Origin of the sequence: Bacillus sp. B1-WWTP-T-0.5-Post-4 (assembly GCF_009183795.1) — a bacterium.
Lineage (GTDB): Bacteria > Bacillota > Bacilli > Bacillales > Bacillaceae_G > Bacillus_A > Bacillus_A cereus.
Genome location: NZ_WEIJ01000006.1, coordinates 257,425 through 269,836, shown reverse-complemented (window position 1 = coordinate 269,836; position 12,412 = coordinate 257,425). Strand labels below are relative to the sequence as shown.

Here is a 12,412-nt window from a genome sequence, read left to right as displayed (position 1 = left end):
CTCCTTATTGTATGAAACGAATGGTTTGTTTCTTCATTTCTGATTCTCTATCAGCCTTTGCAATCCCTTTTTCTTTCATTTCATGCTTATTTATCGTTTTATATTTTACATACGTATAAAATTCCGTTTGAAATGGAAATGGTGTAATCCGAATCGTTTCCTCGTCCACCCATTCAGCTTGAATAAGTTTCTCCTCTTTACTATTAAACATTTCTGTTCCTTCAAAACCATCTTTAAATAAGTCAATTTCATCTTTCTTTTTGACACCAGGCTTATTCATACATACGTATAAAGAAAGTTCATCACAAAACTTTAATAATCTATAATGTTTATCGAACATCGCAAACTGTTCCTTTGTTAACGTTTTCAAAATTCTTTTTTGTCGTTCTAATTCATGTTTATAAAATGACATCATCTCTTCATCTTCCTCGTTTAGTGGAAATGATAAAAAATGTTTACTACAAAGCAATGCCCCGTATGGATTAGAATTTTCAATTTCATTCAAACCAATCGTATAAAAAACAAAACGTAATGGGCTTGGACAATCCATAAATGTATATGGAATATTTTTAGCATCATTCAAAATTGGTACTTTATCAAGCTCTATCCATCCTCTGTCATGCTCATATATTGCATCAACTGTTTCTTTTAAATATGTTTTACTTTCAAAAAAGTCTTCTTTTATATGTTTTGCAATCTCTCCAGCTAAAAAACCATGATCATGTTGACGAATTAATATACTTTCCTTCTCATTTTTTTCACGAAAAATCATTCATATACTCCCCCTCATCCTCATATTAAAGCTTTTTATATGCATCGATTCTTAATTAATCCCTAAATAATAGAAGGGATTCAGTCTCTTGCAACGAAATTAACATAATTATATAGTATTCTATCTAATCATAGTGATAGCTTTATCTTTACTATCTATTATACTAAAACATTCATTCCAAAAATTTTTTTATGAGGTGAAAACATGAACAAAACAGAATTAATTAAAAACGTAGCTCAATCAGCTGATATTTCTCAAAAGGACGCTTCTGCAGCTGTACAATCCGTATTTGACACAATTGCTAATGCATTACAATCTGGAGATAAAGTTCAACTAATCGGTTTTGGAACTTTTGAAGTGCGCGAAAGATCTGCTCGTACAGGACGTAATCCGCAAACTGGCGAAGAAATTCAAATCGCCGCTGGTAAAGTTCCTGCATTTAAAGCAGGTAAAGAATTAAAAGAAGCTGTTAAATAAACAAGAAACCAGCCATTTTATAGGCTGGTTTCTTGTTTTTATTTAAGTAATTGCTTTATATTCTCTGCATGATACACTTCACAAATATAAAATACACATTTGCATTTACTTACAATTTGATACTTTCTAGTTGGATACACATTCGCTGTAACAGAACATCCATCAAACAATTCAATAATATTTCCAGATGGCTGATATCCTTCATATAATACATTTCTTCTTACTTCCATCTTTTCTATAAGCTTTTCAACAGGAATATTTCCACTCTCTAATTCACTCTTTATTGCGTCCGGTAAAAACGAAGTGTCTGCAAAAATTAGATTTTCAGATAACACCTTGCCTTTATAACTAACATTAGATACACGGTAAAGAAATGTTCCATCTTTATCAAAGAAATTCTTTGCTTCTTTCGGAATGTACTGTCTACCAAGTGCCTCTTGTTCAAGAACATCAAACTGAACTGTATCATTTAAAAGCTTTTCTAAAGCATGAATGGATGATGTATCTCCAGAAAATAAAATATTTTTAATTGCTTGTACGTTATAAGTGAATTCATTCTTTCTATTTTCCGCTACTAACATGAGGAACACCTCTTCTATAATTTTTTTATTTAAGATTTAAAAGTGCTGCCGCATCTAATTGCGTAATTTCAGTTACTTCCTTACTGAATATTGCAACAGAGGCCCTATAATCTAAACTAGGCTTTACATCTTCCATCATTGTATTATTTAATAACTCTTGTCTATCCTTAAAAACCAACAAGTTTGGAGGATCATTTGGAGCTGATACTGTAATATGTACTGGCGGAATCATTAGTCCTTCACCTGTCGCTTTCAGCACCGCTTCTTTTCGAGTCCAATATGTTAAAAACCCTTCTATTTTCTGTTCATTTGGCAGTTTCATAACTTGCGCTATTTCAATGTCTGTTAATACACCTTCTGCCATTTTCATAACATCTACATTTGGATTCATTTGTTCTACATCTATGCCAACAGGTGCAGATTTTGTAAAAGCAACGACAACCCACTCACCTGAATGTGAAACGGATAATTGCGGCATACCTTCTGGTAATTGTGGTCTTCCATGCTGCAATTTACATACTGAGCACATTCGATCAATTGGTACTTGGACTGGTGACATAGAAAGTATCTTACCGAGAACTAATCTACTTATTACGCAACCTATTATAAAACGAGCTCGATCTGCCGAATGGTGATACGAATTTGCTTTCTCTCGCTCTATATCATTTAGTAAATTGTAATGCCATGATTGTAAATCTGAAATTCTTGCCCACCATATTTGACAATCATTCTCATTCAAAGTTGGAATAGAATCTACAACTTTACTTTCTATCATGTAAACTCTCCTTTATTCAACGAATATCAATTTTCATAAGAAAGCATGCGTATATTGTTATTCATTGACAAGTACTTTCTCTTTTTCTGATACAGATAATGTTTTTTCTTTCTTCTTTGACATTACCTCTTTATCGGAAATACGTAAAGAAAATAGTAGTGCTATGAGCAAAAATATTGCTGATCCAATTAGTGCTGCTTGATATGGTAAAAAATCGAATTGAACGTTATTACTTCCAAAACCGGCTAGTATACTAGCTAAAACAGCTACTCCTATTGCTGAACCTAGTCGATTTTGCACATTGAATATAGTAGTAGCTCTCCCCATAGAAGGCGGCGTGATATTGTTAAAGGCAGAAAATTGAACCGCACCGACAGATTGACCTAAGAAAATACCGATACCAAACAATAATGCGCGGATTTGCCACGGATTCGTATCGTGATTTACAAAACTCAATAAAACAAATATAACCGCCGTACATATTAATCCAATAGAAATTACCTTTCGAGCTCCTAATTTCTTATATGACCATGGCACAATTTGTGAAGAAATCATTAATCCAATCGCCTCTGGAAATGTCGTAAGTCCTGATTCTAGCGCGGAAACTCCTATCACATTTTGATACATAAGTGGAAAAACAAATAACATTCCTAATAAACCGGCTGATGAAAATAATGATATAAGGCTCATCTTTCTAAAGACTGGTTCTTTTAATAAGCGTAAATCTAACATCGGTTGCTTTACTTTCAGTTCTACGATTATAAACAACGTAATGAATACACCCCCAGCTACCCCGGTACTCATAATTTCTGGAGAAATCCATCCTTTTGACGGTCCCTGGCTGAGTGCATATATGAGCATCGCAAATCCTGGTGCTGATAAAATAAAGCCGAGCGAATCAAAGCGACCAGCTGATTTTTCAACATGCTCTGCTAAAAATAGAAGTCCAAAGAGCAATGCAACGATTCCAAACGGTAGATTAATATAAAATACCCAACGCCAAGACATTTGATCTACAAAGAAACCACCGATGATAGGACCAACTGCTGGTGCTACAGCAATTGGCAGTACAATGAACCGGGAAATCTTCGGTCTTTCCTCTGGTGAAAATGTTCGGAATAACATCGCCATTCCGACCGGTGTTAAAAGCCCTCCACCAGCACCTTGAATGATACGGAAAATATTCAATGAAGTAATATCGTTAGCCATTCCGCATAAAGCAGAGGCAATTGTAAATACGAAAAGAGCAATTAAAAATACTCTTTTCGTACCAAAACGATCTCCTAACCAACCAGAAATCGGAAGGAAAACAGCTAAACTAACTAAATACCCAACATTCACCGTCCCCATTGCAGATGCAGGTACTTGTAGTTCCCTACTTATCGTTTGCAGTGCTACATTTACAATCGTTGCGTCCATCGCAGCCATAAACATCGCAGTTATATAAACGATACTTACAACTACTTTTGGATTTAGTTTTTCTTTCATTATCGTTTTCCTACTAATGTTTTTTCGCGAACTTGATTACCTTGTGGATTCAAATCTTTCCAGTTATATTCAACATATTCTAAGCAGCTCTGCCTACTAGCTTCTTCATATACGACATTCCAGCCAATAGGTACATCGAGAAAAGCAGGCCAGAGAGAATACTGGCCCTCCTCATTTATTAATACTTTATATGTGTAATTATCATTTTCAAATGGATTCGTCATACTCTACTTACCCCTTTCTTATTCTGCAAATATTTCGCTAATACTTGCCCAATTTCCGTAAGTGGACCTGGCTGACATAGATCTTTATGTCTACAATCAATATCGTGCTGCACAATTTGCCCGTCTAAATAATTTAGCCACGTATTTGGAGAAATAGGATCAAACCAGTCTGGTATAACAGTAGATCTAAAGAATAAGATATCTCCGTTATAAACTTTCGGTACATATTTCCCTAACAACCCTACTGAATTTACATATGTTTCTTTCAAGTTCAATATAGTCTCTTCTTCAAGACTTGCTAATGCACTTCCATCTTTACGAAGGATTTCAACTGCACTTTCCATTGTAAGGGGTTTACCATCCATGTTATCTGGATCATATCCGCCTAAAGCAAGTAATGCAATTAACGCTTCCTCTTCAGTAGGCGCTTCCGTATTTGGTAAGAAGTGTCCAGGATAAGAATCAAGCATAACGAGTAATTCTACTTCTTCCCCTTCATTTTGTAGTTGCGCCGCCATTGCATGCACAACATTTCCTCCAAGCGACCAACCTAATAAACGATATGGTCCATAAGGCTGTACTTCACGAACATGTTTCAAGTAATCCGCCGCCATCTCCTCTAAACTTTTTGGAAGTTCTTCATTTTTAGCAATACCACGTGCTTGTACACCATAGATTGGATAATCTGTTCCTAAAGATTTCATAAGTCCTGCATAGCACCAACTTAATCCACCTGCTGGATGTACACAAAATAGTGGTAATTGATCCCCGCTTGCTCGTAATGGAAGCAACACATCAAGTGCACTTTGACCATTCCCCATCTCAAGTCTTTCAGCTAACCCTGCAACAGTCGGTGCTGCAAATAAAGTACCAATGTTTAGTTCCACTCCAAGCGCCTCTTTCATGCGGCTCATAAGCTGCACTGCAAGGAGTGAATGACCACCAAGATCAAAGAATCCGTCATCAATTCCAATTTGAGGTACACTTAGCACTTCTGTAAACAAGTCACATAACATTTCTTCTTGCGGTGTTCTTGGACCACGACTAGAAGATGATGCGATAAATTCTGGAGCTGGCAATGCCTTTCTATCTAATTTACCGTTTGGAGTTAAAGGTAACTCATTTACTACTACAAAAGCGTATGGAACCATATAATCTGGTAAACTACCACTAGCAAACTGACGCATTTCATTCGTATCAATTGCTTCATTATTTGATGCAACGATATAAGAAACTAACCGTTTATCCCCTGGTTGATCTTCACGTACAATAACGGCTACTTGCTCAACTTTAGGGTGCTTCATTATGACTGCTTCTATTTCTCCTAATTCAATTCGGAATCCACGAATTTTGATTTGATGATCTGCACGTCCTATATAATCTAGCGTCCCATCATTACGCCAGCGAGCTAAGTCTCCTGTACGATACATTCTTGTACCTGGCTTGCTAAATGGATCTGCGATAAAGCGTTCAGCCGTTAATCCTGCTCTTCCTAAATATCCACGCGCAAGTCCTGCACCTGCAACATACATTTCTCCAACTACTCCAGGTGGGACTGGTTGTAAATAGTTGTCTAACACATACACTTTAAGGTCAGGTATACTGCACCCAATTAAACTATTTGCTCGTAAAGAGACGATAGTTTCATCTAATTCAATATAACTAACATGCACTGTCGTCTCCGTAATACCGTACATATTAATAAGCTTTGGTGCGTTATGAGGATGTCGACTATACCAATCTTCTAAGCGACTTAGCTCAAGTGCTTCTCCTCCAAAAACAACATATCGTAAAGATAATTTTTGGCCGATCTCTTCATTTTCACGATCTGCTTGCATCAATTGATAGAACGCTGATGGAGTTTGGTTTAAAACCGTAACCTTTTCTTTAACAAGAAGCTGTAAAAATTCTTTCGGCGAGCGACTTACAGTATGTGGAACTACAACTAAACGCCCTCCGTATAATAAAGGTCCCCAAATTTCCCAAACCGAGAAATCAAAAGCGTATGAATGGAACATCGTCCAAACATCGTTTCCGTCAAACTGGAACCAATGATCAGTTGCTCCTAAAAGTCTTACTACATTTTGATGAGGTATCATAACGCCTTTCGGTCTACCCGTTGAGCCTGACGTATAAATAACGTAAGCAATATGTGATGGAGATAATGGCTTAATTCGTTCCACTTCATCAATATTTTCTTCACTATATTTCTCAACTTCTGCTAGTACTTTCACATCATCAACTAAAACTTTTAGTGCCTCATCACATTCAATTTCCACTTCTGAATTCGTTAAAACACGTGATGGTTTCGCATCGTGTAGCATAAATGAAATACGGTCTGCTGGGTAATCTGGATCTAACGGAAGGTATCCAGCACCAGCTTTAAGAACAGCTAATAAGCTTACAACCATGTTTAATGATCTTGGCATCGCTAAAGCAACGAGTTGATCAGGACCAATCCCTTTTGCTATTAGGAATCGAGCTATTTTATTTGCTTTTCTATTTAACTCTTCATAAGTTAATTTCTTATCTTCAAAGACAACAGCAATAGAATTTGGATTTATATGAACCTGCTTTTCAAACAATTGTGGCAATGTCATTTCTGGTGCAATTTGAAAACCACCATTCCACTTTTCTAACACTGTATTTTTCTCTGCTACAGCTAATATTTCTAATGTGCCAATTGATCGATCCGGATTTGTAGCTGCATCATCTAATAACAAAATGAATCGTTCTATTAGTTTTTGAACCGTTTCACGTTTATATAAATCGGTACTAAACTCTAGTAATCCATGTAAACCGTTCGGAGTACCATCAACTCCGTTATTCTCACTAATTTCAAATGTTAAATCAAATTTTGCAGAACCGACGCTTTGAATTTCAAGGCTCGCTTCTAAATCTGGTACATGAAACGTTGCTTCTGGTGTATTTTGAAAAGCTAACATAACTTGAAACAACGGGTGGCTGTTTCGAGTACGTACTGGATTTAATACTTCAACAAGCCTTTCAAATGGAACATCTTGATTTTCATAAGCTGCAAGGTTTACCTGCTTCACTCTATTTAATAATTCTTTAAAACTTGGATCTCCTGAAGTATTTGTACGTAACACTAATGTATTTACAAATAAACCAACAATATCTGAAAGTACATCATCATTTCTTCCAGCAATCGGACTTCCAATGGGTATATCAGTGCCTGCACCTAATCTTGTAAATAGTGCACTAAGCCCTGCTTGCAATACCATAAACAAACTAACTCCATTCTCACGTGCAAGCTCTACTAACCTACTATGCATACCTTCATCTATATGAAAATGAATTGTTTCCCCGCGGTAACTCGTCTCAATTGGACGCTGGAAATCTGTAGGTAACTCCATTTGGTCTGGTAAACCTTTAAGTTCTTCTTTCCAAAAATCTAATTGTGTTGAAATAAGACTCTCTGGTGTCGTTTCATCACCTAGCAATTGCTGTTGCCAAAGTGCATAATCTGCGTATTGAACTGGAAGTGACTCCAGCTGAATTCTGTCCCCTTGACATCGCGCTTTATACGCCGCTGTAAAATCTCTCGTTAACGGCTGTAATGACCAGCCATCACCTACAATATGATGTAATAGAATTAATAATACATGTTCGTTTTCACTCACTGTAAAAAGTTGTAAACGAACTGCCGGCTCAAAATCGAGGTTAAAGCTATATCTTACCGCCTCTGAAAGTACACTTTCTAATTCATCTTTACATGTATTAGTTATAACCATTTCTAGATTTAAGTTTTCCATATCTAAAATTTTCTGATAGGAACTACCTAATACGTTAGGGAAAATTGTTCTAAGTGTTTCATGTTTCTCAACTACATCATAAAAAGCACCTTGTAATGCTTCCCGATTCAATATTCCATTCATACGAATGACTAGCGGAATATTATAAGTAGGACTTGGACCTTCTAAACAATTTAAGAACCATAACCTGCGCTGTGCAAATGAAAGTGGAACTTCATTTGGCCTACTTGCTTTCTGAATAGCTGGTCTTGCGCTTTTTGCATGGTTTAATTGTTTCGCCAGTTCGGCAACAGTTGGTGATTCAAATAGTTTCCCAATTCCTAATTCCACACTTAACGTTTCACGAATTCTAGCCATTAAACGAGATGCGAGAAGTGAATGTCCACCCATTTCAAAGAAATTATCATCAATGCTAATTCGAGAGACACCAAGTACTTCTGCAAATAAATCACATAATATTTCTTCTTTCGGATTTCTAGCAACTCTCTCATTGTTCATTCCATTAAAATCAGGAGCAGGTAATTTCTTTCTATCCACCTTACCATTTGGCGTTAATGGTAATTCTTCTAGCACAACAAATGCTGATGGTATCATGTAATTCGCTAAACTTTCTGAAACATAAGAACGAATTTCTGAAAGATTAATCGGTTCCTTTTCTTCTGCAACGATATACGCAATGATGCGTTTATCATTTGCATGATCTTCTCGTACCATTACTACCGCTTGTTGAATATTTTTATGTCGTTGTAATACCGTTTCAATTTCAGCTAATTCAATTCGGAATCCACGAATTTTAATTTGATGATCTGCGCGACTAATGTACTCTAACGCACCATCACTACGCCATTTCACAAGATCTCCTGTACGGTACATGCGCTTCCCTGATTCTCCATAAGGATTTGCAACAAACCGTTCAGCTGTTAACTCAGGTTTTCCTAAATATCCGCTTGCAAGTCCTTCCCCTGCAATATATAATTCACCAATAGCTCCAGGTGGAACTGGTTGTAACCCTGCATCCAATACATACACTTCTGTATTGCAAATTGGTTTTCCAATAGGAGGTATACCCTTTTCACCTTCATCAATGTTCATGAAAGTAGACCAAATCGTCGTTTCAGTTGGTCCATATAAATTAGTTATTGAGCAACCTAATTCTCGTAATTTATTTGCTAAATGCGCTGGAAGAGCTTCACCACCAACAAGTATGCTTAGCCCTTGTAGCTTCTCTGGATAATCAGTTACTAACGCCTGCCAAAGCGTCGGTGTAGCCTGCATAATGGTCACTCTTTCTTCATGTAAAAGTGTCGTTAATGCAGAAGGCTCTTGTATGTCTTCTTTTTGCGCAATTGTTAAACTTGCACCACTAATAAGAGGTAAATAAATTTCTAGTGCAGAAATATCAAATGCAAACGTTGTAACTGCTAATAAATGATCATTTTCATTTAATGAAAACTTTTGTTGCATAGCCATTAAAAAGTTACTTAAACCTCTCATAGGAACAATTACACCTTTTGGGTTTCCTGTTGAGCCTGAAGTATATATTGTATAGGCTGGGTTTAACAGTGATACATCATTCTTACATGCTATATTCATACGAGAGTATGTATGTAACGCTAGTTTCGTTTCTTCGTCATCTAATACAATTTTTTTCATATCCTTTTCTATAACTAACTTAGATGAAACAGATGAATGTGTTATGATACAAACTGGTTTTGCATCATTTACTATATAAGTAACTCTATCTGCTGGGTATTCTGGATCTATTGGTAAATACGCTGCACCAGCCTTTAAGACTGCTAGCATACTAACTACCATTTCTATTGATCTAGGGAATACTAAAGCTACAAACTGGTTTGGTCGTATTCCTTCTTCTACTAAATAATGTGCTAGTTCATTCGCTCGTTCATTTAGCTCTTTATACGTAAGGTTTACACCGTCACAAGTAATCGCTAGTTTATTGGGATTTTTTTGCACTTGTTTTTCAAATGATATAGGCAGACTGATTAACTCATCGTCTTCCTTCGTTTCATTCCATTCCAATAAAACTTTATGATTTTCTTCAGGCAGAGTAATGTTTATTTTTCCAATCGACTCGTTTTTCTCATAATTATTTACTACTAATTCAAATAGATTCATAAATCTTTCTTTATGCAATGCTAGCTCCGCGCCATTATATACTTCGGGATTCGCATCAAAATGAATCATTAGCTCATTTTGATCAAAACGTTTATATACATTTATTGATAAATCATCGACAGGTCCTGCTGATAAGTTATGCGTAATACCACGATTTCCAGCAAAGTTAAGCCCGTAATCAAAAGGCATAACATTCACTAACGGTCCAAACAACCTTTGATTTTCACCTAGTAACTTTAAGTCTCTTCTTAATTCCTCATGACGGTATTTATAATGGCGACGTACATCTCGGATTTCTTTAGAAACTTGTTGCAATAATTCTGCAAGAGTTATATTTGGAGTTACTGTAATACGAAGTGGAACTAAATTCATTACCATACTTGGTGTATGAATAGATACAGAACCTAGACGTCCCATCATCGGTAAACCTAAAACAATATCATTTTCACCTGTTAATTTATGCATATAAATACTTGTTATAGCGACAATGAATTCCGGCCAACTTGTTAACGAAATATTGATATCTTCTAGTAAAGTTTTCGTGCTAGAACTAGATAAATAAGCTGTTTCTCGTGAAAATCCATTTGATGTTCTCGGTGCTCGTTCTGCCAAACTTACAACTTCTGGTTCATCTGCATACTTTTCTAACCAAAAAATACGATCTTCCTGAAATTGTTTAGACTCACGATACTCAATATCTTCTTGCACGACTTTTGCAAGAGAACCAAATGGTTTTTCATTCTTGTTTGTTTCTTCTATAAGTGATGTATACTCATTCGCTACCTTTTGGCTAAGAAGTGAAAATCCATAGCCATCCATCACAATGTGATGGATGCGCTGATACCAAAAGAAACGATTATTTTCAACTTGAATAAGTGCTTCAGTAAATAATGTATCTTTTTTCAAATTGACTGGTATAGATAAATCATTTTTCATCCATACTTTAGCAGCTTCTTCAGGATTTTCTTCTTTACGAACGTCAATAAAATGCATATGAAACTGTGATTCTTCAATAACTTGCCATAGGCCAATTTCATCCTCTTCGAAGCGAACATGAAGTGCTTCTGTTTCCATTACAACTTTACGTACAGCTAATTCAAAAATGTCTTGATGAATATTTCCGTTTATTTCTACATATTCCCCAGTATTATAAATTGGATTAAGCGGATCTAATTGTTGCGCAAACCACATACCAGACTGCGCAGATGATAACGAATGACGAATCTTTTGACTGTTAGGCATTCTTTACTACCCCTTTATTATGTAGTCTATTTGTTACAGCACCTGTGCTGTTTGTGAAGATAGTAAACTGTACCAACCTGCAACAGTTGGATGTTCTGCTAAATCTGCAAAAGTGATTTCTTTCCCTTCACGACGCCACTTCTCTACTAAACTCATAATTCTGACCGAATCAAGCCCTCTATTTAATAAGTCCTCATCAATATCAATACTCTCTACTGGCTCACGAAGTAGTTGTGCAACTAGTTCATGCACTTCCTGTATAGTGATTCCTTCACTCTCATCATCTTTTACACTTTGTAAATCGTTTAACAGTAGGTTTGTTGATGTCGTTACTGCACATCTATTAGATGCATACTCCAATGCTTGTTTATGATGCTCTAGTGAAAAATCAGCAACTGCATCTGCTACAAAGAACGGCTCTATACCATCCATAAATGCTTCACAAGCTGTTAAAAGACAGCCAATATGCGCATAAATACCGCAAATAATGAGTTGATCTCTTCCTTGTTCATTTAAAATTTCTAATAGATTTGTCTTTTTAAATGCACTATATCTCCATTTTGTTATGAATATATCATCCTCATCAGGAGTAAGTTCATCAACAATTTTCTTTTTATCTGGTCCAGCAGGTATACCGTCACCCCAAAAGTCTTGTAATAAACCTCGTTGTTCTAACGTTTGCCCACCAGGTTGTGCTGTATAAACAACTGGTATACCAAGTTCCTTACATTTTTCTCTTATCATTTTAATATTTGAAATAAGTTCTACTTTTGGTGATTCTTTATCGCTATATGCATCAAGAAAGTATTCTTGCATGTCATGAATTAAAAGTACTGCACGTTTCGGATCTGGTGTCCAATTCACTTTATTTTTTGGTAGTTCTGATTCAATTGGCATTTTATATACTGAAATAGATGGGATAGCCATCTAATCACTTCCTT

At 36.1% G+C, this 12,412-nt stretch carries 8 protein-coding genes; 1 reads left to right on the top strand and 7 read right to left on the bottom strand.

What is annotated here, in order from left to right; genetic code table 11:
- Positions 1–4 precede the first annotated feature (4 nt).
- Entirely contained in the window at positions 5–772 is a 768-nt protein-coding gene (locus GBN91_RS19850; RefSeq protein ID WP_006918586.1) for a DUF3891 family protein, read from the bottom strand.
- 204 nt (positions 773–976) lie between these two features.
- On the opposite strand from GBN91_RS19850, the gene GBN91_RS19845 reads away from it, so the two are divergent.
- Positions 977–1,249: an HU family DNA-binding protein gene (locus GBN91_RS19845; protein ID WP_001043905.1), complete on the top strand. Its 273-nt coding sequence runs from the start codon at positions 977–979 to the stop codon at positions 1,247–1,249.
- 38 nt (positions 1,250–1,287) lie between these two features.
- On the opposite strand, the gene GBN91_RS19840 is transcribed toward GBN91_RS19845, so the two are convergent.
- From GBN91_RS19840 to GBN91_RS19815, 6 genes are read right to left on the bottom strand one after another with little or no spacing between them, the layout of a single operon-like run.
- Complete coding sequence (locus GBN91_RS19840) at positions 1,288–1,830, bottom strand: hypothetical protein (RefSeq protein ID WP_000959125.1); 543 nt, start codon at positions 1,828–1,830, stop codon at positions 1,288–1,290.
- Positions 1,831–1,855: 25 nt separating this feature from the next.
- The gene (sfp, locus tag GBN91_RS19835; protein WP_006918580.1) at positions 1,856–2,605 is read right to left on the bottom strand and encodes a 4'-phosphopantetheinyl transferase Sfp; all 750 of its coding nucleotides are present in this window, start codon (positions 2,603–2,605) and stop codon (positions 1,856–1,858) included.
- A 57-nt stretch (positions 2,606–2,662) separates the two neighbouring features.
- The gene (locus GBN91_RS19830) at positions 2,663–4,093 is read right to left on the bottom strand and encodes an MDR family MFS transporter (protein WP_006918579.1); all 1,431 of its coding nucleotides are present in this window, start codon (positions 4,091–4,093) and stop codon (positions 2,663–2,665) included.
- Positions 4,093–4,317, bottom strand: a complete 225-nt coding sequence (locus GBN91_RS19825) for an MbtH family protein (RefSeq protein ID WP_000184059.1) — start codon at positions 4,315–4,317, stop codon at positions 4,093–4,095. The genes GBN91_RS19830 and GBN91_RS19825 overlap by 1 nt, the downstream gene beginning before the upstream one ends.
- Complete coding sequence (locus GBN91_RS19820; RefSeq protein WP_152122064.1) at positions 4,314–11,471, bottom strand: amino acid adenylation domain-containing protein; 7,158 nt, start codon at positions 11,469–11,471, stop codon at positions 4,314–4,316. Before GBN91_RS19820 ends, GBN91_RS19825 begins: the two co-directional genes overlap by 4 nt.
- Before the next feature lie 33 nt (positions 11,472–11,504).
- Positions 11,505–12,398, bottom strand: coding sequence for an isochorismatase family protein (locus GBN91_RS19815; RefSeq protein ID WP_006918577.1), 894 nt, complete (start codon positions 12,396–12,398; stop codon positions 11,505–11,507).
- Positions 12,399–12,412: the final 14 nt, after the last annotated feature.